At 69.0% G+C, this 26459-nt stretch carries 22 protein-coding genes and 4 pseudogenes; 15 read left to right on the top strand and 11 right to left on the bottom strand.

The genetic code is table 11. From position 1 onward, the window contains the following. Positions 1 to 113: 113 nt before the first annotated feature. Positions 114 to 1505, bottom strand: a complete 1392-nt coding sequence (locus ACIQRL_RS36750; protein ID WP_401339842.1) for an MFS transporter — start codon at positions 1503 to 1505, stop codon at positions 114 to 116. 143 nt (positions 1506 to 1648) lie between these two features. On the opposite strand from ACIQRL_RS36750, the gene ACIQRL_RS36745 reads away from it, so the two are divergent. Continuing rightward, positions 1649 to 3445, top strand: a complete 1797-nt coding sequence (locus ACIQRL_RS36745) for a helix-turn-helix domain-containing protein (RefSeq protein ID WP_401339839.1) — start codon at positions 1649 to 1651, stop codon at positions 3443 to 3445. Between the two features lie 289 nt (positions 3446 to 3734). Here ACIQRL_RS36745 and ACIQRL_RS36740 read toward each other — a convergent pair whose 3' ends face one another. The 3 genes from ACIQRL_RS36740 to ACIQRL_RS36730 form a co-directional block, all read right to left on the bottom strand. Beyond that, a complete protein-coding gene (locus ACIQRL_RS36740; protein WP_401339836.1) occupies positions 3735 to 4154 on the bottom strand; it encodes a transglycosylase SLT domain-containing protein in 420 nt (139 codons plus the stop codon). 376 nt (positions 4155 to 4530) lie between these two features. After that, positions 4531 to 6276 (bottom strand): long-chain fatty acid--CoA ligase, encoded by a 1746-nt coding sequence (locus ACIQRL_RS36735; protein ID WP_401339833.1) that lies wholly within the window; start codon positions 6274 to 6276, stop codon positions 4531 to 4533. Positions 6277 to 6813: 537 nt separating this feature from the next. Beyond that, a complete protein-coding gene (locus ACIQRL_RS36730) occupies positions 6814 to 7962 on the bottom strand; it encodes an NADP-dependent oxidoreductase (protein ID WP_401339831.1) in 1149 nt (382 codons plus the stop codon). 100 nt (positions 7963 to 8062) lie between these two features. On the opposite strand from ACIQRL_RS36730, the gene ACIQRL_RS36725 reads away from it, so the two are divergent. The 6 genes and pseudogenes from ACIQRL_RS36725 to ACIQRL_RS36700 all read left to right on the top strand — a co-directional run. Further along, entirely contained in the window at positions 8063 to 8977 is a 915-nt protein-coding gene (locus tag ACIQRL_RS36725; protein ID WP_401339829.1) for a LysR family transcriptional regulator, read from the top strand. Positions 8978 to 9560: 583 nt separating this feature from the next. Continuing rightward, complete coding sequence (locus ACIQRL_RS36720; RefSeq protein ID WP_401339827.1) at positions 9561 to 9980, top strand: YciI family protein; 420 nt, start codon at positions 9561 to 9563, stop codon at positions 9978 to 9980. Further along, complete coding sequence (locus tag ACIQRL_RS36715) at positions 9980 to 11287, top strand: RNA polymerase sigma factor (protein WP_401339825.1); 1308 nt, start codon at positions 9980 to 9982, stop codon at positions 11285 to 11287. The genes ACIQRL_RS36720 and ACIQRL_RS36715 overlap by 1 nt, the downstream gene beginning before the upstream one ends. A 49-nt stretch (positions 11288 to 11336) precedes the next feature. After that, positions 11337 to 11960 (top strand): YdeI family protein, encoded by a 624-nt coding sequence (locus ACIQRL_RS36710; RefSeq protein ID WP_401339823.1) that lies wholly within the window; start codon positions 11337 to 11339, stop codon positions 11958 to 11960. A gap of 415 nt (positions 11961 to 12375) precedes the next feature. Then, positions 12376 to 13425, top strand: a pseudogene (locus tag ACIQRL_RS36705) (ISAs1 family transposase); the annotation flags it as partial. 199 nt (positions 13426 to 13624) lie between these two features. After that, positions 13625 to 14242 (top strand): annotated as a pseudogene (locus ACIQRL_RS36700) (serine hydrolase domain-containing protein); the annotation flags it as partial. 672 nt (positions 14243 to 14914) lie between these two features. Here ACIQRL_RS36700 and ACIQRL_RS36695 read toward each other — a convergent pair. Then, positions 14915 to 15979: pseudogene (locus tag ACIQRL_RS36695) on the bottom strand (IS701 family transposase); the annotation flags it as partial. A 147-nt stretch (positions 15980 to 16126) separates the two neighbouring features. Between ACIQRL_RS36695 and ACIQRL_RS36690 the strand changes: the two are divergent. Beyond that, positions 16127 to 16675, top strand: coding sequence for a GNAT family N-acetyltransferase (locus ACIQRL_RS36690; RefSeq protein WP_401339822.1), 549 nt, complete (start codon positions 16127 to 16129; stop codon positions 16673 to 16675). A 98-nt stretch (positions 16676 to 16773) separates the two neighbouring features. Continuing rightward, positions 16774 to 17654 (top strand): IS5 family transposase gene (locus ACIQRL_RS36685; protein WP_401339947.1). Its coding sequence is split into 2 segments (ribosomal slippage): positions 16774 to 17134 and positions 17134 to 17654, totalling 882 coding nucleotides; the frame shifts between segments, so codons are not numbered across the junction. Between the two features lie 14 nt (positions 17655 to 17668). Here ACIQRL_RS36685 and ACIQRL_RS36680 read toward each other — a convergent pair. Further along, a pseudogene (locus ACIQRL_RS36680) lies at positions 17669 to 17905 on the bottom strand (DUF664 domain-containing protein); the annotation flags it as partial. 32 nt (positions 17906 to 17937) lie between these two features. After that, positions 17938 to 18675, bottom strand: coding sequence for an SDR family NAD(P)-dependent oxidoreductase (locus ACIQRL_RS36675; protein WP_401339820.1), 738 nt, complete (start codon positions 18673 to 18675; stop codon positions 17938 to 17940). Positions 18676 to 18759: 84 nt separating this feature from the next. On the opposite strand from ACIQRL_RS36675, the gene ACIQRL_RS36670 reads away from it, so the two are divergent. Both ACIQRL_RS36670 and ACIQRL_RS36665 read left to right on the top strand, forming a co-directional pair. After that, the gene (locus ACIQRL_RS36670) at positions 18760 to 19425 is read left to right on the top strand and encodes a TetR/AcrR family transcriptional regulator (protein ID WP_401339818.1); all 666 of its coding nucleotides are present in this window, start codon (positions 18760 to 18762) and stop codon (positions 19423 to 19425) included. Between the two features lie 23 nt (positions 19426 to 19448). Continuing rightward, entirely contained in the window at positions 19449 to 20039 is a 591-nt protein-coding gene (locus tag ACIQRL_RS36665; RefSeq protein WP_401339815.1) for a hypothetical protein, read from the top strand. A 66-nt stretch (positions 20040 to 20105) separates the two neighbouring features. Here the strand turns inward: ACIQRL_RS36665 and ACIQRL_RS36660 are convergent, their stop codons facing one another. After that, positions 20106 to 20945 (bottom strand): formate/nitrite transporter family protein, encoded by an 840-nt coding sequence (locus tag ACIQRL_RS36660; protein ID WP_401339813.1) that lies wholly within the window; start codon positions 20943 to 20945, stop codon positions 20106 to 20108. Between the two features lie 305 nt (positions 20946 to 21250). Beyond that, the gene (locus ACIQRL_RS36655) at positions 21251 to 21460 is read right to left on the bottom strand and encodes a hypothetical protein (RefSeq protein WP_401339811.1); all 210 of its coding nucleotides are present in this window, start codon (positions 21458 to 21460) and stop codon (positions 21251 to 21253) included. A 468-nt stretch (positions 21461 to 21928) separates the two neighbouring features. Between ACIQRL_RS36655 and ACIQRL_RS36650 the strand changes: the two genes are divergently transcribed. From ACIQRL_RS36650 to ACIQRL_RS36640, 3 genes are read left to right on the top strand one after another with little or no spacing between them, the layout of a single operon-like run. After that, positions 21929 to 22282: a hypothetical protein gene (locus tag ACIQRL_RS36650; RefSeq protein WP_401339809.1), complete on the top strand. Its 354-nt coding sequence runs from the start codon at positions 21929 to 21931 to the stop codon at positions 22280 to 22282. 37 nt (positions 22283 to 22319) lie between these two features. Beyond that, complete coding sequence (locus ACIQRL_RS36645) at positions 22320 to 22892, top strand: DUF6529 family protein (protein ID WP_401339808.1); 573 nt, start codon at positions 22320 to 22322, stop codon at positions 22890 to 22892. A 55-nt stretch (positions 22893 to 22947) separates the two neighbouring features. Further along, complete coding sequence (locus ACIQRL_RS36640) at positions 22948 to 23469, top strand: transposase (protein ID WP_401339806.1); 522 nt, start codon at positions 22948 to 22950, stop codon at positions 23467 to 23469. 227 nt (positions 23470 to 23696) lie between these two features. Here the strand turns inward: ACIQRL_RS36640 and ACIQRL_RS36635 are convergent, their stop codons facing one another. After that, positions 23697 to 24605 (bottom strand): NmrA/HSCARG family protein, encoded by a 909-nt coding sequence (locus tag ACIQRL_RS36635; protein WP_401339804.1) that lies wholly within the window; start codon positions 24603 to 24605, stop codon positions 23697 to 23699. A gap of 99 nt (positions 24606 to 24704) precedes the next feature. On the opposite strand from ACIQRL_RS36635, the gene ACIQRL_RS36630 reads away from it, so the two are divergent. Further along, the gene (locus ACIQRL_RS36630; RefSeq protein ID WP_401339802.1) at positions 24705 to 25265 is read left to right on the top strand and encodes a TetR/AcrR family transcriptional regulator; all 561 of its coding nucleotides are present in this window, start codon (positions 24705 to 24707) and stop codon (positions 25263 to 25265) included. A gap of 174 nt (positions 25266 to 25439) precedes the next feature. On the opposite strand, the gene ACIQRL_RS36625 is transcribed toward ACIQRL_RS36630, so the two are convergent. Beyond that, on the bottom strand, positions 25440 to 26402 hold the full coding sequence (locus ACIQRL_RS36625; protein WP_401339800.1) for a zinc-dependent alcohol dehydrogenase family protein: 963 nt from the start codon (positions 26400 to 26402) through the stop codon (positions 25440 to 25442). Positions 26403 to 26459: the final 57 nt, after the last annotated feature.

Genomic DNA, 26459 nt, shown 5'->3' with positions numbered 1-26459 from the left:
TTCAGGTGGCCGAAGCCGGGCCCTGGAGCGGCCTCGGGGGCTGCGCGGTGGCGGACTGTCCGGTCTCTCGCCGACAGGCGGGCCGGCCGTGGACCCGCTCGGCGCCGGACCCCTCAGCGGTAGAGGTGCGTGCCTGGGATCGCGTGCGGATCGTCCCGGACCTCGGCGGGGTTCGTCTCGGGCAGGAACCATGCGCTGGCCGTGGTGATCAGGCCCATGACCATGATGTAGGCGGCGACCGGCATGGTGCTCCCGGTCTTGGCGATCAGCGCTGTCATGAGGAACGGCGTGCCGCCGCTGACGATGATCGCGGAGAGCTGGTAGGCAAGGGACGCGCCCGAGTAGCGGACGCCGGGTGCGAAAAGCTCGCCGAGGAAGCTCGCGATGGGGCCGTAGGTGAGGCACTGGAAGACGAAGCCCACCGTCACCGCGAGGAAGATCAGCGGCAGTGAAGCGGTGCCGACGAGCCGGAAGTACGGGAAGGCCCAGACGGCGACACCCAGACCACCGACCAGGATCAGCGGCCGACGGCCCACCTTGTCCGACAGGTGGCCGGACCAGGGCAGGACGAAGAGCATCGCCACGGAACTGACCAGCACGACCGCGAGCAGGGGGTTGCGTTCGAGTCCCAGCGTGTGGGTGCCGTAGCTGAGGAGCCCGGAGATGCTGACGTAGAAGAGGCTGTTGGTCGCCGAGAGGAGTCCGCAGCCGAGAAGGACGGTTCGCCACTTGTTGCGTACGACGTGCGCCAGTGGAGCCGGGACCACCGCGCTCTCCGGCCGCGACACCTCCCGCTGCAGCGCGCGGAACTCCGGCGTGTCCTCCACCTTGGCCTGGATGTAGAGGACCACCACGAACATCACGACGCTGACCAGGAAGGGGATGCGCCATCCCCAGCTGAGGAAGGCGTCGTCCGGCATCAGGCCGCTGGCGGCCACGAAGATCAGGTTCGAGATGATCACCGCGACGGGGACGCTGGTCTGCCCGAAGGTTCCGGCGAAACCACGCCGTTTGGGGCCGGCGGACTCGGTGAGCAGGAGCATGATGCCACCCCACTGGCCGCCGGCCGCGAGCCCCTGTACGAAGCGCAGAACGACCAGCAGCGTCGGAGCCAGCACACCGACGGTCCCCGCGCTGGGAAGGCAGCCGATCAGGAAGGTCGCGGCCCCCATGACCGCCAGGCAGGTGACGACGACCGGCTTGCGTCCGTAGGTGTCGCCGAGGTGTCCGGCGAGCACCCCGCCGATGGGACGGGCCACGAAGCCTGCCCAGAACGTGCTGAAGGCGAGGAGGGTCCCCATCAGAGCCGAGGAGTGCGGAAAGAACACATGGGGGAAGACCAGCGCGGCCGCGGTGCCGTAGAGGAAGAAGTCGTACCACTCGAGCGCACTCGCGACGAGTCCCGCGGCCATCAGCTTGCGCGAGGAACGGCTCCGGGTCGTGGAGAGGTCGGCGCCCGGGCGACTGCCGGACCGTCCTTCGGGTTGGGCGAGCGGAGTTGCCATAGATGCCGCCTTCGTCCATAGCGCAGGGGGGTGATGGCGGTTACATTAAGGCGCCGTTGCTGTGTGGTTGAGGTGTGCATCACCCACACCTCGCGTCGATTCGGTGGGGCTTCCCCCCACCTGATGCCGAGGAGGATGGCGCTGTGGTCAGCGACCTCGGTGGCGAGGCGAGGTTGCGCTCGCTCGCGCGCCGACAGCGCGAACTGGCGTCGTTGTATGCGACCGCCAAGTCGCTCACCGCGCTGGGCGGGCTCGACGAGGTGTTGCAGTCGATCGTCCATCACGCCCACGACCTGATCCGCACGGACTTCACCTATCTCTCCCTGGTCGGCGCGGACTCCAGACTGTCGGTCAGGGCGTCGGAGGGAACGATCTCCGCCTCTTTTCTCGCGGCGTGCATACCGGCCGATGTGGGGCTCGGCGGCAAAGTGCTGGCCTCCCGGAGCCCGCACTGGGTGCAGGACTACGCCGCCACGACCCTCATCGACCACGATCCGGATTTCGACCGCCTGGTCACCGCCGAAGGGCTCGTCGCACTTCTCGGCGTGCCACTGGTCATACGAGGTGAAGCGGTGGGCGCCCTGTTCGCCGCGGACCGTTCCGAACGAGCCTTCCAGACCGACGAGATCGCGCTGCTGCGCGCGTTCGCCGACCATGCCGCGGTCGCCCTCGACAATGCCCGTCTCTACGAGGCGAGCCGCACCGCCCTGCACGAGCTGCAGATCGCGTACCGGAGGATCGAGGAACACATGGCCGTCGTGGAGCGGGCGCAAGCGATCCACGAAGCCTTGACCGGAGTTGTACTGGGGGGCGGGACACCGGACGACGTCACGCAGCTTCTCGCAGACCAACTGGGCGGAAGCGTCACGCTCCTCGACAGAGCCGGCGCCGCTCTCGTTCGCCGGGACTCGGCGTCGAGTCCGTGCCGGACCCCAACGGACACCGGCCTGGCCGAGTCCGTCGAGAACGCACACCGCTCGGGCCGCTGCTTGACCTCCGTCGACCACCTCGGAGTGGCCCGCAGTGTGGCCTCGATCCAGGCAGGCGACAGTTATCTCGGCGCGCTGGCGTGGAGCCGGGAGGCAGCCGCCGGCCACGGAGCCCCGAACGACACGGACGTGCGAACCCTCGAGCGGGCCACCCACATCCTGGGGCTGCTCATCCTCAAGGAGCGGGCTGTCGCCGAGGCCGGCGAGCGATTGAGCGGAGAGCTCCTGACCGAGCTCATGGTCGGCAGTCCCGGGATCAGCCCCGCCCAGCGCGCCCGCACCAGGGCCCGCGACATCGACGTCGATCGCCTGGACCTGGTCCTCGTGGCGGAGTCCCCCACGTTGTCGTCAACCGACCTCTCGCGCCACCTGCACGACATCGCCCGGGACTGCCGCGGACTGGCCGGCGAACATCTGGGCAAGGCCACGCTGATCGTCCCGAGCGCCGACGACGACCACACCGTCGAGGAGGTTCACCGTCGGCTGCGTCGCACGCTGGGCAAGCCCGTCGCCGTCACCGGAGAACGGGTGGTCCATCACGACTGGTCACGCGCTTTCTCCCTGGCCAGCCGCTGCGGCGACGTCATGCGGGCGATCGGACACACCGATCTCGGCGCCACCACAGGCCGATACGCCCTCTACGCCATGATCTTCGACACCGAACGGGTCCGTGAGCTCGACCGTTTCATCTTCGACTCCATCGGCCCGCTCCTGGACTACGACGAGCGGCGTGGTACCGACCTCGTGGACACCCTCAGCGCCTACTACGTCCATCGCGCCAATGTCGCGGCGACCGCCCGAGCGTTGTACGTGCACGTCAACACGCTGCTCAAGCGACTGGACCGCGCCGACCACGTGCTCGGCCTCAACTGGCGCCAGGAGAACGACCTGCAACTGCAGTTCGGGCTTCGACTGCACCAGCTCAGGGCGATGGCGACCACCCCGTCGTGAGGCGCCGCGCCGTGCGAATCCGGCTTCCGCGTGCGCTGTCGAAGCGCCGTCGGCCGGTATCGCACACCAGGTTCCCCGACACCGGCCGGAATTCCGCTCCGCGGGCAGCGCGGCGAATCCGAGTCGAGGACCGTGAACGACGTTGTGGACTCGGCCTCGTGGTGCTCCGGCGGGCGGCGGCAGTGGTACGCACCGTGGCGACGGGCCCTTCACACGGTCGTCAGGTCGGTCATCGCGGCCGCGGGGATCGGGGTGCCGCCTCGCGTGTGCTGTGAGGCTCTGGGGCTGATCAGTACCAGCCGTTGGCCTGCCAGAAGTTCCAGGCGCCGGCCGGGCTGCCGTAGCGGGAGTTCATGTAGTCCAGACCCCACTTGATCTGCGTCTTGGGGTTGGTCTTCCAGTCGGAGCCGGCGGCGGCCATCTTGGAACCGGGCAGAGCCTGGACCAGGCCGTACGCGCCGGACGAGGAGTTCGTGGCGCTGATGTTCCAGCCGCTCTCGTGCTCGACGATCTTGCTGAAGGCGTTGAACTGCGAGGCGTCCGGAATCATCGCGTGGGCGATCGACTTCGCGGAGGAGGCGGCGGTCGGCGTGGCGGCCTGGGCGGGCGCCGCGACCAGGACCATACCGGCGGTGGCGGCGGCCACAGCGGTAGTGGCGAGGGCCTTCTTCGGGGAGGAGACGATGCGGCGGATGACAGAGACGGACACGGAGAACCTGTTTCTTCGGGGACATGGAGTCGCTGGTGCGCCGTGACCACGCGGTGTGTGGAAGGGGCGGCGTACGTCGGCGCCGCGGCCCCTGGGGGCTCGTGGCGCCTGGCGACTGCTCCAGAGAAACAGGATCGGAGGCCGTCCGCAATGACCCCTTTTACTAGTCGTGGCCGCACCGGCCAGGGCGGCGGCTCATGTGAGCCGGGTCTCAATCCGCAGGTCAGGAGTGGTGGGTGCCCTCACATACGCCCCATTTGTTCCTACTGGCCTTCTTAGTAGGTGACGTGGGTCATGTGGGGTGCTTCACCGAGGGGACCGTGCTCCGCGTGGCGCCGCTCACGGGGTGGGAGCGCCGAATGTGACGGAGCGTGGCTCAGGTGGTACGCGCCGAGTCCCGCAGGGCGCTCTTCGACAGCTTGCCGGTGCCCGTCCTGGGCAGTGCGGTCATGAAGAAGAACTCGTCGGGCAGCCACCACTTGGCGACCATCGGCGTGATGTGCCGCAGGAGCCCCTCGGCCGTGGTGGCGCTGCCGTCGCGCAGGACGACGTACGCGACGGGCCGCTCCGCCCATAGCGGATCCGGGCGGGCGATCACAGCGACTTCGACGACGTCCGGGTGAGACGCGATGACGGCCTCGAGCTCGATCGAGGAGATCCACTCGCCCCCGGACTTGATCAGGTCCTTCATCCGGTCCACGAGCCGCAGGTAGCCGTCGGCGTCGACGGTGGCCAGGTCGCCGGTACGCAGCCAGCCATCGCCGGTGAAACTGTCCTCCCCGTCCGCCCGGAAGTAGCCACCCGCCACCCAGGGGCCCGCCACCTGGAGCTCACCGACGGCGTGGCCGTCGCGCGGGAGCTCCCGGCCTGTCTCGACATCGACGATCCGCAGGTTCACCAGTGGCATGGGCTGTCCCTGGGCGGCCCGCACGGCCACCTGCTGCTCCGCGGTTGCTTTCCGGTGCCGGGTGCGCGTGCCGCCGATGGCCCCGACGGGGCTGACCTCCGTCATCCCCCATGAATGGGTGATGGGTACGCCGAGTTCGGCGCGGTAGGTCTCGGACAGCGCCGGGGGAACCGCGGAGCCACCACCGAGCAGCAGCCGCGTGGCGCTCAGGTCGTGAGCCCGCAACTCGGGGACCAGGCTCTTCCACACCGTGGGAACGGCACCGGCGACCGTCACCCGCTCGGCCTCCATCAACTGCAGCAGATGGGCCGGATCCATGGAGTTGCCGGGGAGGACCAAGGAGGCGCCCGCCATCATCGCGCCGTAGGGAAGGCCCCAGGCGTTGGCGTGGAACAGGGGCACGATCGGCATCACAACGTCGCTCTCGCTGAGGCCGATGAGGCCGGCCGCGAGCGTCCCCAGACAGTGCAGAACCGTCGACCGGTGGCTGTAGAGAACGCCTTTGGGCGGGCCGGTCGTCCCGGAGGTGTAGCACAGTCCCGAGGCCAGGTTCTCGTCCGCGAGTGCGAACGTGTCCTCGAACGAGCCCGTAAACGGATCACTACTGGAAATCACCTCGTCGTGATCCAGGAAGCGGGGGTCTGCCGGGATCGCCGCGTCGCTGCCGTCGGGCATCACCACCCAGTGCCGCACCCGTGGCATCCGGTCTGCGCTCGGCCAGATTCGGGGGAGCAGCCCGCGATCGACGAACACCACGTCGTCCTCGGCGTGGTTGACAATGTATTCAAGGTGCTCCGAGGAGAGCCGGATGTTGATCGTATGCAGCACTCGCTTGGTGGCCGGCACCGCGAGACAGAGCTCAAGATGGCGTCGGTTGTTGCCGGCGAACGTCGCGACACGGGCACCGGTCGGGACGCCGAGGCGGTCCAGTGCTGTGGCCAGGCGCCTGGTGTGGTCGGCCACGTCGGCGTAGGTGAGCCGCCCGGCGCCGGCAGTCGTGACGTGCTTGTGCGCATGGAGTCTCTCGGCGCGCTCCAGGATGTGTGCGATGGTGAGCGGCCGTGGCTGCATCAGCCCGTCCATGACGTCGATGGCCCCGGCCGCCGCCGGCGCCGGTAGCTCGTCGCGGCGTGTGGGGTCTGGCCGGTCGACCCCGGCGGCTCCAGCGGCTCCAGCGGCTCCGGTGACGGTCGCGACGCGGGACTGATCAGACATGTGTCTTCTCTTTCGGTCAGCGGGTCCGCCCCAGAAGACGGGCACGGGTCCAGAGGCGTGCGAGGGATGTGAGGCTGCGGGCTGGTACGGGCCGGGAATTGCGGCTCGGTCGGCCTCGGTCCGGCCCTGCTGCGCGTCAGCGTCTGTGAGCTGACGGGGAGGTGAGCGGAAAGGGGCGTGCCCGTCGGCGCCGCCGAGCAAGTAGTCGGCCCGATGCTGTTCGAGCGGATCGACGATGCCCGTGGCCTCGCCGTCGGCGACGACGCGGGCGAGCGGCTGGCTGCGGTGAACCAGAGCCGGACGCCATCGTCTGATTCAGCGCGGAAGCCATCGGCCGTCGATGCAGGTGACGGCCCTGCGGCACCGCATCCTTATCCCCACGGACGCGGATGAACTCGCGGTTGAACATGCTGGAGAACCAGGGCCGACGATCGTGCCGGCGGCCTCTTTCGGGGAAATGGAAGCCTTCAGGTGACAACAGGTGTGATCCGTGTTCATGAGTGTCTTTTCGACCCGGCATCGGCTACGCGCCGCACGTCACCTTAGGTGCGGTTCCGGAGCGAAGAGAGGTGAGAACCTCCCACTCATCGGCCCGCTTCGGCGGCGGTTCCCTACACTCCGCACCGGCCCTGGGTGACCTGCGGGAAGTCGGACATCGGTGACTTCGTTCACGGACGGGATCTGTGTGCGGTCCCGCACGATGATCTTGCCGGTGTTCTGGCCGTGCAGCATTCCCAGGAACGCGTCCACGATGTGCTCGAACCCGTCAACGACCGTCTCGTCCAGGGCGAGCCGTCCGCTCTGTAGATGCGGTATCGCAAATTCGTACAACTCGTCCTGCATGTCACGGTAGTTGCTCACCAAAAAGCCCTCCATGCGGATGCTCTTCTCCACGATGTCCGCGTGGTTGAAGCGTGGTGGCGACGCGTCGGGGTTGTTGTACTGGCTGATCGTGCCGATGCGGACGACGCGTCCGAATTCGCGCAACGCTCCTACCGCCGCGGCCAGTTGCTCGCCGCCGACGTTGTCGACGAACACGTCGATGCCGTCAGGCGCGGCCTTGCCGAGCAGATCGGCGGCGGGCGCCTCGCGGTAGTCGAAGACGGCGTCGTAGCCGACCTCCCGCGTGAGATGGTCGGCCTTCGCCGCCGAACCCGTACTGCCCACGAGCCGTCCGGCGCCGAGCAGCCGGGCGAACCGCCCGGTCGCGGTGCCGACCCCGCCCGCGGCGGCCGACACGAACAGGTCCTCGCCCTCCTGGAGCCGGGCGATCCGGGTCAGGCCCACATAGGCGGTCAGACCGGTGCCACCGAGGATGCTCAGGTACGCGGTCAGGGGCACCCCGTCGAAGCGGGGCAGCTGCCGGATCTCCTCGGGCGTGACCACTGCGTGCGTGCGCCAGCCCTGCCGGTGGAACACGATCTCGCCCTCGACCAGCCGAGGCGTGCGCGAGGCGATGACCCGCCCGATGGTGCGCCCCTCCAGCGGTGCGCCGAGCGCGAAGCCGCCGGGCACCTCGTCCATCATCTCGCGGTGGTAGGGGTCGACGGACCAGTAGAGGTTTTCCACGAGCGCGCTGCCGGCTGCGGGTTCGGGAAGCGTGGACTCAACGAAGGCGAAGTGCTCGGCGGTGGGGAAGCCGTGGGGGCGGGCGGTCTGGTGCACGGTGAGCGTGGTCTCGTTCATGACCGGACCGTAGGGCGGGAATGTGCCTGGTGGGGAGCCGGTTGGGCTCATGTGACACCCCGTTCCATGAGCAGTTCTCATACGTTGAGGTGAGCACCCCATGGCCCGCACGACCGACTCCGATCTCGCCCCGCACGAACTGCGCGTCCTGGTGGCGGCCGCGGACACCGGTGGCTTCTCAGCCGCGGCCGGGACACTCGGTCTGACGCAGTCCGCGGTCTCCCACTCGGTTCGCGGCAGCGAGCGCAAGATCGGTGCCGTCCTCTTCGAACGCGGCCGCACCGGTGCCCGCCCCACGCCTGCCGGAGAGAAGGCCGTCGCGCACGCCCGCCGCATCCTGCGCCTGCTGGACGTCCTGACCGCTGAGGCGCGCGGTGCGGCCCGGCCCGACGCCGTGGAAGGGCCGCTACGGATCGCGGCCTTCCGCAGCGCGGCTCTGCACCTGCTGCCGCCCGTGCTCGAGCGGCTGCGCGCCCGGCATCCCGCGATCGAGCCGCGGGTGCGGATCGTACGCGAGGTGGGGCGCGGCACGGCCGGCGAAGTCGCCGACGGGAAAGCCGACATAGCCATCGCCACGCTGGGCGGTGCCGCGCCGCCACCGGGACTGGTCGCGAGCGAACTCTTCGAGGAGCCGTACGCCCTGGTGCACGCGCCCGGTCACGCCGCACCGCGCTCGCTGCCGCTGGTCGACTGGGCCGAAAACTGTGGCTCGTACACCCGCGGCTGGTGGGCCGCACAGGACTGGATCCCGAAGGCCACCGTCGAGGCCGAGGACGACGGAGCGGTGCTCTCTTTGGTGAGCGGGGGCCACGGCATGGCGATCATGCCCGCGCTCTCCCTGGCCGGAGCACCGACCTCGGTCCGTATCACTGATCTCGGCCCCAACCGCCCGACACGCCAGGTCGGCTATGTCACCACCTCCGAACTGGCCAGATCCGCCGTCGTGCGCGCCTTGGTGAGGGAACTGCGAGCCACAGTCCCCCATGATGTGAGCCTGCTCAGCTCCGAGGCTTGATCCGGTCGAGCGCGTGACCCACGTGTGGCCGCCAGCGGTCGACGACGGCGGCACCCCCGGAACAGTTGGTTGACCGCGCCATGGCCCAGGCGCCGGACTTCCCGCCCGGCGAGGGTTGGGAGCGGGGCGGCGTCGTTCAGAGGATCTATCCGGTTTGATCGCGTGATGCCCAGCGTGGTGAGCGGTCGGGTGGTGTCGCGGGCGTGGTGGCGGAGGCCTGCGGCGATGTTGGTGTGACTGGTGAGTCGGAGGGCTCCGATGGCGAGGTTGCGTAGGGCGGCCATGGCCCGGGGGCGGTGCCGGTGCGCACGCGAGAGGCGTCCTCGGTCCAGGAGGGGCTGTACCTCTCTCGTCGGGGAGGGTGCTGTGACCGAGCTTGCACGCTCCGCAGTCGCTGACGCCGTGGGTATGTGGAAACCTGCGGACGATGGCTGCTGGCGGGCGGTCCCCGCAGGTAGGCGGGGGTCGGGGGCGTTCGGTCGAAAGATGTTGGATACGTGTGCCTGCCGTGTCGATCCGCGGCGATGCCGTTCGACCTGTGATGGAGAGGGCTGAGAAGCAGCCCGCGACAGAGGAGACGACGATGGCCAAATACATGCTGATCATGCGGGGCACGAACGAGTCCCTGGCGAAGATGATGGAGACGCCGTTCGAGGAGATGCTGGAGATGGTGGGCCGCTTCAACGAGGAGATGATCCGGGCAGGCGTGCTCGTCGCGGCCGAGGGTCTGGACGACCCCTCCCAGGGGGTGGTGGTCGACTTCAGCGCCGAGGCCCCGGTGGTCACTGACGGCCCCTACGGGGAGACGAAGGAGCTGTTCGGCGGCTTCTACCTGCTTGACGTCGCCTCAAAGGAAGAGGCTGTCGAGTGGGCCAAGCGGATCCCGGCTTTCCCCGGCTCGAAGGTCGAGGTGCGACGGGTGCCCGGCATCGAGGAGTTCCCGCAGGACAACGAGTGGATCGCCAAGGAGCGGGTGTGGCGTGAGCGGACCGGTCAGATCTGATGCCCGAGGCTGCCGGAAGCCCGCCGGGCGACGCCTCGGCCCGGCGGGCCATCGAGGCGGTCTGGCGGATCGAGTCGGCCCGGATCGTCGGTGCGCTGGCCCGCTACACGGGGGACTTCGCGCTCGCCGAGGACGTCGCCCAGGAGGCACTGGCGGAAGCGTTGACCTCCTGGGCGGCGCAGGGTGTGCCGACCAGCCCGGTGGGGTGGCTGCTGGCGACCGCACGGCGGCGTGCCATCGACGGCTTCCGCCGCAAGTCGGCGCTCGACGAGCGCTACAGCGCGCTCGCGGGCCAGTTGACGGACGGTGAGTTCTACTCGGGTGCGGCGGACGTCGGGTCGGACCGGTCGCACGACCTGCCCTGGGACCCCGACCGGGTCGGCGACGACGTCCTGGCACTGATGTTCACTGCCTGCCACCCGGTGCTCTCGCCCGAGGCCCGGGTGGCGCTCACGCTGCGCGTGGTGGGCGGTCTGTCCAGCGACGAGATCGCTCGGGCGTTCCTCGTGCCCACGGCGACCGTCCAGGCCCGAATTACCCGGGCGAAGAAGACGATCGCCGCCGCGCGGGTGCCGTTCGAGCTGCCTTCCGCCCAGGAGCGGTCGGCGCGCCTCGGCGGGGTACTGAGCGTGCTGTACGTGATCTTCACGGAGGGATCGACGGCGACGGCCGGCGACCGCCTGTTGCGCACCGATCTCGCCTATGAGGCCGTGCGGCTGACCCGCATGCTGGCCGCGCTGCTGCCCGGCGAGCCGGAGGTGCACGGGCTGCTCGCCCTGTTCGAGCTCACCGGTGCGCGATTCCCGGCACGCACCGGGCCCGACGGGGAGGCGGTGCTGCTGGAGGACCAGGACCGGCGGCTGTGGGACCGGTCGGCGATCCGTCGGGGCCTGGCCGTGCTCGGCCGGGCCTCGGCCGCCGGGCGCGGCCTCGGGCCGTACGGTCTCCAGGCCTCCATCGCCGCCTGCCACGCGACCGCGCCCACGGTGCAGGAGACCGACTGGGAACAGATCGTTCTCCTGTACGAAGCGCTCGGCCGGCTGGCGCCCTCGCCCGTCGTCGAGCTCAACCGGGCGGTGGCCGTGGCGATGGCGCGCGGCCCGCGGCAGGCGCTGTCCATGGTCGACGAGCTGGTCACCACCGGACGCTTGTCGGGGTCGCATCTGCTGCCGGGGGTGCGCGGCGAACTGCTGGCCCGGCTCGGCCGGACCAGCGAGGCCCGGGCCGAGCTGGAGCTCGCCGCCCGGCTGTGCCGCAACGACCGCGAGCGGTCCGTGCTGCTGCGGAAGGCTGCGGCGCTGTCATGAGCCGCAGCGCTGCCTTGATGTGAGGATCTCCAGGAAAGGCGCTTTTCATATGACGCTCAAGAACGAGAGTGCGGAAGTCAGCAAGTACATCGAGGATGCCGAGGGATTCGCCAGGCTGGTCCTCGAGCACCTCAGAGAGCAGATCCACAAGAACTGCCCCGGCGTCGTCGAGTCGATCAAGTGGGGGAATCCACACTTCGACTACAAAAAGGACTTCATGTGCGTCCTGGCAGCGGCGAAGAACCACTGCTCGCTCACGTTCATCAAGTCCGAGTTCATGACCGACCCGAGGTTCGCCGGCGGCAAGAAGGTAAAGCCGGGCCAGCGGTTCATGAGCAGGATCACCAGCATGTCCGAGCTGCCGTCGGACGAGGAGTTGGCGGGTTTCATCAAGGAAGCGATGGACCTGAACGACCGGGGTGTCAAGCTCGACAAGACGGCCAAGGCCGCAGCGGGCGAAAATCCGGTGGAGACACCTGACTACTTCTTTGCAGCGCTGTCGGCGAACCCTGCCGCCAGGGAAGTTTTCGAAAGCCAGTCGCCGTCGTTCCGTAAGAACTATGTCCTGTGGCTTGACACCGCGAAGACCGATTCCACTCGTCAGCGGCGCATGGAAGAGGCACTGGAGTGGATCGCGGAGGGCAAGGGACGGTTCTGGAAGTACCAGAGGTAGGCCGGCCTCCGGCTGTCGCCCCGGCCTCGTTGTTTCACGGCGATCATGGGCTGAGCGTGTGCCCGTGATGTCGCTTTCGCTGGTTTAGGTGGGTGATGCCGGGTAGGGCTGTCGTGCCGGGGACTCCGGGTTCCACGGGACCGGGGCGTGCTGATTGTCCTCCTCTCGAACTTCGGCGGGGTGATGCGTGCGGGTCAGGTGGTGTCGGCGTATAAGTGGACAGGAGTACGCCGACAGGTGGGTCTGGGTAAGGCCTGGATCCAGTGGAAGGTGCGGTCGATAGCGTCGGCCCAGGGCCAGGAGGCGGAAGCCGTAGGCGTCGGCGGCGCTTCCCTCGGACGAGGCGGGCCGGGTGTCAGGGTACGAGCTCGCGCGCTCAGAGGTGTCGAGTCCCTGATCACCACGATGGAAGACCGTGCCTGCCCGCTCGTCATCGCTCATCCCTGTCGGCCTGGGCCAGCTCGCTGCTGCCCGGCCTCCCAAGTCCGAGGAACACCCGGGTCTGCTGGACTCTCTGGCGGCGGTGCCCGATCCGCGCCGGGCCAAGGGCCGCCGCCATCCTCTCGTCCTTGTCCTCGCGCTCGCCGCGTGCGCGGTGCTGGCCGGGGCGAAGTCGCTGGCCACGATCCCAGAGTGGGCCGCCGACGCGCCGCCCGCCGTCCTCACCGCCCTCGGCGGCCGCTTCCGCGAACCGACCGGCCCCACAGCTCCGGGCGAGGCCACCGTCCGCCGGGTCCTACGGCGCGTCGACGGCGACGCCCTCGATACCGCGATCGGCACCTGGCTCGCAGCCCGCGATCCCGACCGCCCACCACCTGGCCAGAACACAGCCGAGCGAGGCCGCCGCTCGCTGGCCGTAGACGGCAAGACCGTGCGCGGCGCCCGCCGCACCGACGGCACCCAGGTCCACCTGCTCGCCGCGATGACCGGCACCGGCCTGGTCATCGCCCAGCGCGAGGTCGACGGCAAGACGAACGAAATCACCGTCTTCCGGCCGATGCTCTCCAGCATCGACCTGGCCGACACCGTGGTCACCTTCGACGCCCTGCACTCCCAAACCGCCCACGCACGCTTCCTGGTGGAAGGCAAGGAGGCCCACTACATCGCAGTGATCAAGGCAAACCAGCCACTGCTGCACCAGCACCTGAAGAACCTGCCCTGGCGGGACGTGCCGCTGCTGGGCAAGACCCGTGCCACCACGCACGGCCGCGACGAGATCCGCCGCGTCAAGACCGCCACCGTCACCCGCGGCCTCGCATTCCCGCACGCGGCACAGGCCGTGCAGATCGTGCGCCGGCGCCGCACCGTCACCACCGGCAAGGTGACTCTGGAACGCGTCTACGCGGTCACCGACCTGACGGCCGAACAGGCCGACGCCCCTGAAATCGCCCGCCGCGTCCGCGAACACTGGGGCATTGAGAACAAGATCTATCATGTCCGCGACACCTCCTGGACCGAGGACGCCTCTCGCGTGCGCACCGGCACCGCCCCCCGGGCCATGGCCGCCCTACGCAACCTCGCCATCGGAGCCCTCCGACTCACCAGTCACACCAACATCGCCGCAGGCCTCCGCCACCACGCCCGCGACACCACCGGACCGCTCACCACGCTGGGCATCACGCGATCAAACCGGACAGATCATCTGAACGACGCCGCGCTGGGGTTGGGAGTACTCCAACACTGGTTACGTCCTGCTCGACATGATCATCCAGAAGGCCACCGGTCAGCCCGCCCACCAGGAGATCGAAGACCGCGTCCTGCACCCGCTTGGCCTCGACCAGACCCGATGGATGGGCACCTCGCCCCCCCTTCCCCGGCCGCACGCCAAGGCCTACCAGCTCTTCGTCCCCGATTCCGTGGTGGACGTCACCGACCAGAGACCGGTGGACTACGAGAACCTTTCGTTCGTCACGACCACGCGGGACGAGAACGACTTCCTCCGCGCGCTGCTCACGGGCCGCCTGCTACCGACACGGCAACTGGCCGAAATGAAGCAGACCGTCCCCGTGAGTGCGGAGGTCCAACAGCTGTGGCCCGGCGGCCGATACGGGCTCGGCCTGGCCGAACGACCCCTGAGCTGCGGAGGAACCTACTGGAGCCACGAGGGCGGGGACGGCGGCTACATCACCCTCAACGGCGTCACCGACAACGGCAGACGAAGCGTCGTGGTCTCCATGTCCGAGGCACGCGGCGACACCCGGGAGCACATCCTGGAACAGGAGAACACGGCCAGCGCCCTGATCGACCACGCACTGTGCGCCGGGGGCCCGAGCACCACGTGAGCGAAGGCTCCCGGCGAGGTGACGACATGGATGCTTGTGGCTGGGAACTGGCGGCGCCCAGGAACCCGGACGGGGCGCGTCGACACCGAGGGACATAACTTGGTCAGTGGACCTGAGACCGGAGTTGTTGCCACCGCCCGTAGCCGACAGCTGCCGAACGGGTGGCCGTCGGCACAGGAGAGGCTGACGAGGCGATCGAGGCGTTCAACGCAACGACCGGTCACGACTGCGAGGCTTTCGACTTCCTTGCGGGTGAACCGTCCCGCGATGCGGCCCATCAGGACCTCGAACAAGTCCTGCCAGGCGGGACCTATGCTGTGGCCTGCGGCCACCCCCTGATCCTCTGTCGTCACACACCGATGATCACCGTTGGCCGCGTCCGTTCCGCATAACCCCTGCCATCCGGGGGCACGGGCCTACGCGCCGAGCAGGGGGCTGGTACTCCAGTGCGACTTCGTGATCTATGTGTTTGAGGAGTCGTCGTCGGTAGTGGCTGCGGCGTGCAGTTGCTTGATGCTGTCTCCGCCAGGCCGACCAGTGCAGCAGGAGACCGGGTGAGGGCAGTAGTGGCCTGAGGATCGCTGCGAGTAGGTGGCGGATCTCCGGGACGGTCAGGCTGATCGGGTCGCTGTTGCGGGCGTGGCGGTTGGCGTCGGCAGGGCGACGTGGAGCCGCGGCAGCGGCGACTGCGGCGAGGAAGGCGAGGGCGAGCATGCCGAGGGTGATGTGCCGGTGCCAGGCGGTCCAGTGCCTGAGCTGGTAGTGGTCCAGGCCGGTCTGGCCTTTGGCGGCCTGGAAGCATTCCTCTATGCTCCAGCGGATGCCGGCGACACGGACCAGCTCGGACAGCGCCACCGGGGTCGGTGACCAGCATAGGTAGAAGGCCAGTTCACGGGTGCTGGGGTTGCGGCGGATGAGCAGGTAGCGGTGATCGTCCTCGCCGATGTGGATCCAGACCCAGTCGTAGTAGCGCGGGCCTTTCGCGCCTGCTCCCGCGGATTGCCGGTGCCAGGCAGAGGCAGGCAGCCGATCGGCAACGACCTGTGCCTGGACCGGAGTGCGGCCGTGGTTGATGCGTACCCTCGTGGTGCATGCGACCGCGAGGACGTAGCCGACCTTGCGGGCCTCCAGGGCCGCTCGCAGGTGCGGGTCCTGGCCGTAGGCCTCGTCGCCGGTGACCCAGGAGGCGGTGACCCCGGCGTCGAGAGCCGCGGCGATCATCTGGGCGGCCAGGCGGGGCTTGGTCGCGAACTCCAGCTCGTCGGGGATGCCGGCCTGGGTCCGGCGTTCTTGGTCGTGGCACCAGGTGTGTTCGGGCAGGTAGAGGCGACGGTCGATCAGGGCCCGCCCGCGGCTGGAGGCGTAGGCGAGGAAGACGCCGACCTGGCTGTTCTCGATCCGTCCTGCCGTGCCGGTGTACTGCCGCTGCACTCCCGCGGAGGCGCGGCCCTTCTTCAGGAAGCCGGTTTCGTCGACGATGAGCACGCCTTCGTCGGCGCCGAGGTGTTCCTGGACGTAGGTGCGGACGTCGTCGCGCATCGCGGCGGCCTCCCAGCGGGCGCTTCGCAGCAGGCGTTGCATCGGTCCCGGGCGGGCGTGGCCGGCGTGTTCGGCCAGGCGCCAGCAGTTTTTGCGCTCGACGCCGGAGAGCAGTCCAAGGAGATAGGCGCGGGCGGTGGCGCGGGGTTCGACTCTCCGGAAGTGGCCCGCGATTCTGGCCGTGACCTGGTCGAACATCGCCCGCCAGCGGGCAGGGTCTACGCTATGGCCAGCGGCCACCGCACGATCTTCAGGAGTCCACACAACCCCCGATGATCACGCGGTGGCCGTTCCTGTTGCCACTGGGCCCAGCGCAGACGGCGACGCTGGAATTAGGCTGCCGCCATGTTGCTGGACCTTGCACTCGGTGACCGAAAAGTCCAAATCAGAGATCTGGAACCGGCTGACGAGCAGGACGTGCTCGCACTGTTCGACGGGGCTGAAGACTGGTTCACGGCCACCACGGGCCAACCTGCCGCGCCCGGCGATGTCCAAAGCCTGTACTACGCCTTGCCTGAGGGTGCGGCCTTCCAGGACAAGGCTCTCATCGTCATCACCGTCGACGGCCGAATCGTCGGCGTGATCGACGCCGTGCTCCGGTATCCGACGCCAGACGGTTGCTCGCTCGGCCTGTTCCTCATCCACCCTGCATATCGGCGCCAGGGGCTGGGCCGTCTGGTGGCCTCCTCCCTCCTCCGTGAACTCGCCGCACAGGACTACACCCAAGTGGTTGCTTCGGCAGTTGAAGGCTGGCAGCCAGGCACAGGGTTCCTGGCCGAACTCGGGTTCTCCTTCGAAGCGCCCCGGACCCCAGGGAACGCCAATCGCAACCTCGGACCCGGCGAGCGCCCCGTCATCCCCGCACGGCTTCGTCTCGACGCAACGGCTCACTGACCAGCACGATCCTCCGTCAATCACGAAGTCACACTGGAGTACTAGGCCGTGTCCGGCGGATCTTGTGACTGCCGCAGCCTTGGTTCGTTGGCATGCTCATGGGGCGCGGAGATCTCACAAATGAAGAATGGGCCCGGCTGAAGCCGCGTCTGCCGAAGTCCAGTCAGCGCGGGGGCCGTTGGGAGAGCCATCGCAGGGTGATCAACGGGATTCTGTTCCGGCAGCGCACCGGGGTACCGTGGCGGGATCTGCCTGCGCGTTTCGGTCGGTGGAAGACCGTGTACGAGCGGCATCGGCGGTGGTCAGCGGATGGCACATGGGACAAGCTCTTCGCGGCTGTCCTCGCCGATGCTGACTCGGAAGGCCGCATCGACTGGTCCATGGTGAGCGTCGACTCCACCTCCTGCCGGGCCCACCAACACGCTGCGGGAGCACGTAAGAAACCCCCGCGGCTTCCGGGAAAAGACACACGCCCCTGCAGCACCGCCCCGATGAGGGCCTGGGACGCTTACGGGGCGGCCTGACCATCAAGATCCACCTTGCCGGTGAGGGCGGACGCCGCCCACTCGCCTTGCTGATCACCCCGGGGCAGTGGGGCGACGCTCCGCAACTCATCCCGGTCATGGAGCGTGTCCGTGTCGCCCGCCGGGATGGCGGGCGACCGCGGACTCGGCCTGGCCACCTCGGCGGAGACAAGGCTTACTCATCCCGCCGCAACCGCCGCTACCTGCGGCGACGCCAGACCAAGCACACGATCCCCGAACCGAAGAACCAGCGGGCCAACCGACAGCACAAAGGCAGCAAGGGCGGTCGGCCCGCTGGCTTCGACAGGACGATCTGCAAACGCAGGAACGAGGTGGAGCGGACGATCAATGCCCTCAAGAGCTTCCGGGCTGTGGCGACGAGGTTCGACAAACGCGCCTACGTCTTCTACGGCACCGTCACCGTTGCCTCGATCCGACTTTGGCTCCGGTCGTGACCCACCGGAGAGACCTAGTAGTACCCCTTCGCCCCGTCAGGCAGCTCCCTCACGATGTCCGCGTGCCCCGCGCGCCGTCCGGTCTCCTCGACGAGATGGATGAGCACCCAGCGGAGGTCGGCGTTGCCGGAGCGGCAGTCGGGGTGGCGGCAGACGTCATCCAAAGCGGCCGCGGCCACGATCTCGTTGCTTCGAGCGCACTGGGCCTCGTACGACACACACGCGCGGCCGGGAGTGCGCCCCATCGCTTCGAGGGAACCGGATGCGCACCACCGGCCGTCGTTCAGGCCCGGGTGTAGCCGCCGTCGACGAAGAGTTCGGCGCCGGTGACGAACGACGAGGCGGCCGAAGCCAGGAAGAGGGCGGCCTCGGCGATTTCCTCGGCGTCGGCCAGCCGCCCCAGTGGCACGACGGCCTCGGCGAACCGGTCGACGTCCGGCCCCGCGGCGCGCAGCAGGGCAGGGGTCCGCGTGGGTCCCGGGCTGAGGACGTTGACCCGGAATCGACGCTCTCGCGATTGCCGGGCCCAGTTGTGCACGAGGTTGCTCAACGCTGCCTTCGAGGCGCTGTAGACCTCGAGGTGCTCATTGGGGCGCACGCTGTTGCTTGAGCCGATGACCAGGATGGAGGCGTTCTCCACCAGCAGCGGAAGCGCCTTCTGGACGGTGAATAGTGGGCCCTTGACGTTGACGGCGAGCGTCAGGTCGACGTTCGCCTCGGTGTGGGCGCCGAGCGCGGCGTCCGCGACGATTCCCGCGTTGGCCACCAGCACGTCGATGCGTCCGGCCTCCTCGCGGACTCGCGCGTAGAGCGCGTCCAGGTCGGCCAGGACCGAGACGTCGGATCGTACGCCGGTGGCCGCAGGACCCATCTCCTTGACTGCCGCTTCGAGGCGGTCGATGTCCCGGCCGGTCACGAAGACCCGTGCGCCCTCCCGGACGAAGCGGTGGGCGATGGCCAGCCCGATCCCGCTGGTCCCTCCGGTGATCACGGCCACCTTCTCCTGCAGCACGCCTGGCATGTCGAACCCCTTCAGTTGTGGAATGGATCGTCCATAACGTAGCCAGTAATGGACGATCGAGTCAAGAATGGTTAGGCTGAAACCATGCCGAGACCACGCGCATTCGACGAACGCCAAGTCCTGGAGCGGGCCCGGGAACAGTTCTGGGCGACCGGCTATGCAGGAACCCGGATGGACGACATCGCCCAGGCGACCGGCCTGGGCAAGGGCAGCCTGTACGGCGCATTCGGCGACAAGGGCAAGCTGTTCCACCGCGTGTTTGGCGACTGGTGCACCGCAGTCGTTGAGGTGGCCGAAGGGCGGCTGGCAGGTGGCCCGGACGCAGAGGCCTTGGTCCGGCTGTCGGGATACGTGCACCTAATGGCGGAGAACACCGCCTCCGACACCGAGCGCCGCGGGTGCCTGTTGGCCAAGGGCGCGGCGGAATTGGCCCAGCACGATCCGACGGTCGCCGGACGGTCGGCCGAGACCATGACGGCACTGCTGACCTTGCTGCGGACGGAGATCAGCGCAGCCCAGCGCCACGGCGACATCGATAGCGCTGCGGATCCGGAGCGGTTGGCGGCACTGCTGCTGACGGTGGTCCGGGGTATCGAGGCGGTAGGCAAGGCCGGCCTGGCCCCGGAGACGCTGCGGAATATTGCAGATACCGCACTGGCAGTCCTGCCCGTGCCTGAGGGGCAGAAACGCCTCGCAACCGGGCGCAGTCCGGCCCGCAAAAACGAACTTGGTGCCAACACGGCCACATGATCCGCCGGACAGTGCCTAATCATGTGGTCGACCGCGCTTCACGGCTGGTGTTCCGTCGCTTCATCGGTGCAGCCGCGGCCGGCGTGGCCTTGGCCACGACCTCAGGATGCACGGTTCCCGTCGATGCCGTCGCCGGCATCTCCGTGACCGGCGACGGCCATCTGCTCGGCGTCATGATGGTCTGCGGACATCAGATCGATGGCGCGACCCTCTACGTGGACAGCGACGACGTCGACAAGACGGTCACGGTCGGTTCGTGGACCGCCGCCCACCCCCTCAAGCCCGGTCTCGCCACCTGGACCCTCGATTCTCCTGCCGCCGGCTGGACCGCGACCAGATCTCTCCATCCGCTCACCACCAAGACCACGTACGCCCTTTACGGCTGGACCAAGGACAACTCGTGGTCATCCGGCAGCGTCTCCTTCACCCTGAGCGACCGGGACCGGCTCACTCCGGAGGCGGGCTTCGGTCTCGGTGAGGTACTCGATACGCGCTGCGCTGCCGAGCGACCGCCTGGCTCGTATGGCGATCGCTCGGCAGCGCAGCCGATCGGTTGCTTTTGTGCCCATCGGTCGGTGACAGCATGCCCTTCGCCGCGCTGCGAACGCTGTTGACGGGGGAGTGGGAAACGGAACGGCGCCAACGACAGTGATGTCGTGGCGCCGTTCAGAGACCGGGGGTCAGACCGTAGCGGAGGTGCGGGGGGTGGTGTCCTGGGCCGGGACGGACGGTTCGACGGGCGCCTTGGTGACGGCCGTACGGCCGCCGTCGTTCGCGAACCAGTACGCGGCGGCGACCAGCACCGCTCCGCCCACGATGTTGCCCGGAACGGTGAAGGCGAGGTTGCGGGCGAGGTCGGCGACCTCCGCCTGACCGTTGACGATGCCGAGCGAGAACAGCGCCATGTTGGCGATGCTGTGCTCGAATCCGCTGGCGACGAAGGCGAACACCGGCCACCACACCATGGTGGCCTTCGCGCCGTCGCCCGAGACCCGGGTGAACATCCACACGGCCAGGCACACCAGCATGTTGCAGAGGACGGCGCGTGCGAACAGCTGTCCGCCCGGCTCGGCTTCCTTCGCCGCCAGCAGAGAGCCCAGCAGGCTGGAAGAGGGTCCGGACTTGAGAGTCCCGGCCATGCCTATGAACAAGGCGAAGACCACGGCGCCCGCCAGGTTGCCGAGCAGCGACATCACCCAGATCCGCGCCAGGTCCGCCCAGCTGGTTCGGCGGCTGAGCACGCCGAACGTCATGGTCATGCACTGGCTCGTGAACAGATCGGCACCGGCGAACAGAACCAGCAGCAGGGCGATGGGGAACACCGCGCCCTCCACCAGCCTGACGGCGCCCGAATGGCCTGCCTCCAACGGCCCCGCAACGCTGAGCAGCAGAATCTCGCCGACGCCGATGTAGATGCCGGCGAGCATCGCGGAGACCAGATAACGGGCCGGCGAGCGGACAAGCCGGGATTTCTTGACGGCTAGATCAGTGGATTCGGCAATGGTCGCGGGAATTGTCATTGGCACGGTAACGACGCTATGCGCCGCACCGGCGTTTTATCACAGGAGATGGTCCCCAGTCTGCGGGCCTCTCGGCCCGGGTTTTCCGGGTCTTTCGGCGCACCTCGGCTGTTATATCCATTCCAGGGAGATTTCGCGGCGGACCCGATCGGCGGCCGCGAACAGCACGCAACGCTCCCGGCGCTGGAAGCGGCGGGCCGGTGCGGCCCGCCGCCACGCAGAATCGTCCTCTCGCGCTGTGATCAGTTCTGTCCTGGCCGGGCCTGGCCCGCGGGATTCCCGCTCTCGGTCTCCTGCGTGAGCCCTCAGCCTGTCCAACTCGGCTGCTGACCGCCGGGCTGGTTGCCGCCGCTGTTCGTGCGCCGGGTGTCCACCGGCTGAATCCTGGCGTCGGCGACTCCTGTGCCACCGATGCCCAGCGCGAACGCTGCGCCGATCCCGGCGAAGGCCAGGAAGTGTTCCGCCTTGCGCCCGTAAGGGCGGTGCAGGCGGCGGCACCCGACCAGCCACGCCACCGTCCGCTCCACGGCTCCCACCGCAAGCCTAGGCCGGAGACCGGTCCGCGCGCAGCGGCACGTGCGCGCAGTACCAGGCTCGCTCGGCGCCCGCCTGCTTGGGCGGCCGCGCCGGATCGGGTGGTGCCGGGGTCATCCATCTGGGCGAAATCTCCAGGTGCTGCGGCGCCGTGGAGCACGGAGGCCGGGAGTTGCGCGGAGCATGGCACCAGTGCGCTGGTCAGCCGTCCTGGGCACTACCGATGCTGTGGAGCTGTGATGAGGCGCACCCGCCTGACTGTTGTTGCCTGGACCGCTGCCGCTATGGTGCTCGCCGTCGGCACCAGTGGCTGCTCCAGCGGTGGTGGTTCGTCGTCGTCCTCGTCGTCGGCGACGCCGTCGAACGGGGCCACCAGCAGTGCGTCCGGAAACACTCAAAGCCCGTCCGCAGCGGCGAGCAGTGCCTCGGCCGGCGCTCAGGCCGCGGTCATGACCGCCACGGCGGGCAAGCTCGGCACGATCCTGGTCGACGCGAAGGGCAACACCCTGTACCTGTTCGAGGCGGACAAGTCGACGCAGTCGACCTGCAACGATTCGTGCGCCGCGGCGTGGCCACCGCTGCTGACGTCCGGCAACCCGACGTCGAGCGGCTCGGCCAAGTCGGCACTGCTGGGGACGACGAAGCGGTCCGACGGCAAGATGCAGGTCACCTACAACGGGCATCCGCTGTACGGGTACGCCGGAGACTCCAAGCCGGGTGACACCAACGGCCAAGGCCTCAACCAGTTCGGCGCCGCCTGGTACGTGCTCAACACCAGCGGCCAAAAAGTGGATCTGAGCTGACCGCCGCCGTATTCGTGACCGAGCAGCGGACGCGACGATGACCGAAGAACACCGTGCTCCCGGGCGGCGCTCCGCCGGGGGTGCCGTCGCGCTGGTTGTGGGCGCCGCCGTGGCCGTGGCGGTGGCGATCTGGGTGACGGGGCGGCATCACAGCCCCCAGTACGGGATGGGACTGTTCGGCGCCCACGGCACCGACGCGGTCGACCTCAAGGCCCGTCTGGGCAGCGCTCTGTTCGGCCTTGCGCTCGTCCAGCTCCTGCTGGCTCTGTGGATGTACCACCGCCTTCCCGGCCTCGCGGCCGCGCCTCGCCCGGTGCGTGCCGGACACCGCGTGCTGGGGTGGATCGCCTTCCTGCTGTCGCTGCCCATCGCGTACCACTGCGTCCGCACCTACGGGGTGGAGACCACAAGCACGCGAGTCTTCCTGCACTCCGTTGCCGGCTGTGTGCTGTACGGCGCGTTCGTCGCCAAGGTGCTCGTGGTCCGCAGCCGTCGCCTGCCGGGCTGGATGCTCCCGGTCACCGGCAGCGTCCTCGTCTGCGCCGTCGGAGTGCTGTGGTACACCGGCGCGCTGTGGGCCCTCAACGGATTCGCTGCTCCCGGACTGTAAGGGGTCCCAGGCCGTGTATCGAAAATGGATCTTGAGCGATGAATGATCTCGGTTCATGGGGCGGGGAGATCTCACAGACGAGCAGCGGGCGGCGCTGGAACCGGTGCTGCCGAAGGGTGCGATTACGTGGGACCTGAGCGCTGACTCGACGGTGTGCCGCGTCCATCAGCATGCGGCTGGGGCCCGGAAGCAGGGTGATCTACAGAAGGAAGTACCGGGTGGCGTGTTCATGGAGCCCGGTGATGACGGGCTGGGACGCCCGGGTGGCGGGTTCACCACCAAGCTGCACCTGGCCGTCGAGCGGCGCCGAAAGCCCACGTCGATCGTGGTCACGGCAGGACAGCGCGGGGACTCGCGGCAGTTCGAACCCCTGCTGGAGAAGGTCCGCGTGCCCCGCATCGGGCCTGGCCGGCCGCGCGTCCGCCCCCATCGCGTGCGCGCTGACAAGGCGTACGCCCCCCGCAAGAACCGCGCCTGCCTGCGCCGCCGCGGGATCCGTTGCACCATCCCGGACAAGGCTGACCAAGACCGCGACGCGGAGCGAGCCCAGCCGCGACCGATGCCCTGGCGGCGGTAGTTCCGCCCTTCTGTGCCACAGCCCACCCCGTCAGAGTGGGCGCGCACTCTGGTCGGCGCCATGGTGGTGCACGCGCGGCGCGGGGATTTCCCGTATCTGGCCCCGAACTTGGTGCAGCCGCTCCTGTCCGTGGGGGTGGCCTCGGGCGGTTCGGAGCGCACTCCTCCTGATACGGCCGGGCCGGGGCGTCGGCTGGGGGCAGGTCTCCCACCCAGCGCGGATCGGTGTCACCTGGTGTCCCCGAGGTGGTCTCGTGCCCAGGTCTCGAAGGTGGTGAGGGGCAGACCCAGATCTCGTGCGAACTCGGGGCGGGCGGGCTGGGATTCTTCGTTGATGCGGGCCTGTGCGAAGCCCATGCCGGGCATCCCGGCAGCGGTCGCCTCGTCTGCGGTCATGTCGGGCGCGGGCAGCTCGGTGCCCAGGGTTCGGGAGAGGATAGCGGCGATGTCTGTCATGGTCAGGAAGTCGCCGGCCAGTTCGAGCTCGATCCTGTCGAATCGCTCGGGCGCGGCGATGGCCGCGGCGGCTGCCGTGCCGATGTCGTCGACGGCGATCAGGGACAGCCGGGTCGCGGGCTTCAGCAGGCTTACCAGGCCGCCCTCGACGCCGCGGGGGAACATGATCTGCGCGCGGGGGCGGAAGTTCTCCATGAAGAAGCCCGGCTTGATGAGCGTCCAGTGCGTGAAGCCCGCCTCGCGGACCCGGTCCTGGATCCCTGCCTTGGCGGTGTAGTACGGCTCCATCCAGGCCCACCGGCCCTTGAGTCGGCCGACGTGCTGCCCCGCACCGGAGACGGAGGTGTGCACGAACTGCGGGACCCCGGCGGCCAGCGCGCCGTCGATCAGGTTGCCGGCCTGCGCGACCTCGCCCTCGAAACCGCGGCCATCCATGTCGGGCATCTGTACGGAGAAGACGGCGCGCACTCCCGCGGCGGCCCGGCTCACGGAGCCGCGGTCGTCGAGGTCGCCGGTGACCAGCTCGGCGCCCAGCGCCTCGACGGCCTTGGCCCGGGCGGTCGAGGGGTTGCGGACCAGAGCCCGAACGGGAATCCCCGCGGTGAGCAGGGCGCGAGCAGTGGCACCACCTTGTTGACCGGTGGCGCCGACGACCAGAACAGGGGCGGAGTGGGTGCTCATGCTGCTCCTCGGATCGCATCCTGATACAAACGGCGGGGGCCGCCATTTACCTCGAGTACGATACGGAGGGCCCCGCCACTTAGCAAGCACGGAGACGCCATGACGGTCCAGCGCGCGGACGCCCGGCGCAACTACGCACGGATCCTCGCCGTGGCGGAGGAGGAGGTCGCGGCGCACGGCGCCGACGCCTCCCTGGAGCAGATCGCTCGCACCGCCGGAGTCGGATCGGCCACCGTGCGCCGCCACTTCCCCAGCCGCCGGGCCCTGCTGGAGGCCGTGTTCAGCCACCGGATCGACGCCCTCTGCGCCCGTGCCGTCGATCTCGCCGATGCGGACGACCCCCGCGCCGCGCTGCTGGACTGGCTGAGCGCGCTCACCACGTACGCAACTACCGCACGCGGCATGGCCGATGCGCTGGTCCAGGCCGCGACGGACGACGCGGACCACGTCAATGCCTGCGCGGTGCGCCTCGGCGGCGCGGTCGATCCACTGCTGCACCGCGCCGCACGGGCCGGCGCGGTGGCACCAGAGGTGACCACCGCCGACCTGGTCTCACTGGTCACGGGCCTCGCACTCGCCACGGAGCATCATCCGGACCCTGCCGCCGAAGCGAACCGACTGCTCGCCCTGGCGGTACGGGGGATCAGCCCGCAAGGGTGAAAAAAGCCGGCGTGCCCACGGTGGCGTCACTCCCTGGCGAAGGGCTGCAGCGGTCCGTACGACAACCCACGGAGCGTCGCCGGGCGGGCTCCATGCCATGCGACGGAACACCCCGTGCGCCCGAGTGGCCCCATTTTTTGTTGCCCGAAGCAGCGAACGCCGTCTCCGCCCCGCTCAGGGCACCAGCACGACCCTCCCGAACACCTCTCCCGCGTCCATCTTGCGGTGGGCCAGCGCCGCCTGGTCCAAGGCCAGTACCTCGTGCACCATCGTGCGCAGGTCCCCGACCGCGGCATCGGCGAACTGGGACGACCGCACGGCCTGCCGGTCGGGGCCGGGCACGGCGTCGGAGCTGAAGGTGGCGAACGACAGCGATCTGCGGAAGGCGTCCATCAGCCGCATGCCGAAGTCCGCCGGCGGCTGCCCACCGACCACACCGACTGCCACGTACCGCCCGTTGGAGTTCAACCTGTCCAGGAAGAGGGGAAGCTGGGGACCCCCCACGACATCGATCACCACGTCGAAGCCCGCCGGTGCGTCCTGGCCGCCCTCACCGGAGCGGTCCAGGACATGCGTGGCGCCCAGCTCCTTCAGGCGGGCACCACGCTCGGCCGATGAGGTGGTGACCGCCACCGAGCCCGCGCCGTTCCTGGCTGCGAGCTGGACCGCCGTGATCCCGATGCTGCCCGCCGCACCGCGCACGAGCACCGTCTCCCGGGGTGCGAAACGGGCTCGCTCCAGGGCGAAGTGGGCGACCACGCCGGAGCCGCCGAGGGCGACCGCGTCGGTGCCGGTCAGGCCCTGGGGCAGCGGCAGCACATCATCGACCGAGGCGACGGCCTGCTCGGCATACCCACCGGACAGGCCGGTGAACGCCCAAACTCGCTGCCCGATCCACGAGGCGTCCACGCCCTCTCCCACCGCGGTGACGCTTCCCGCGACCTCGCTGCCGAGGAGATGGCCCGCCCGGAAGCCGTAGGCGGCGAGCGTTCCCCGGCGGATCACGGCGTCCACACCGCCCACACCGATCGCCTCCGTGGCGATCCGCACCTGCCCCGGAGCAGGAACCGGCACGGGGACATCGATGACCTCCAGGCCCTCAGGGTCTCCGAACGTCCTGATGACGACGGCTTTCATCTCTGCTCCTCGGGTCGGTGGACGGACGGACACAACTGCTGCGACCGTGGGTATCGA

The organism is Streptomyces sp. NPDC091209 (assembly GCF_044757755.1).
Taxonomy (GTDB): domain Bacteria; phylum Actinomycetota; class Actinomycetes; order Streptomycetales; family Streptomycetaceae; genus Streptomyces.
This window is presented reverse-complemented; position numbering and strand designations above follow the sequence as displayed.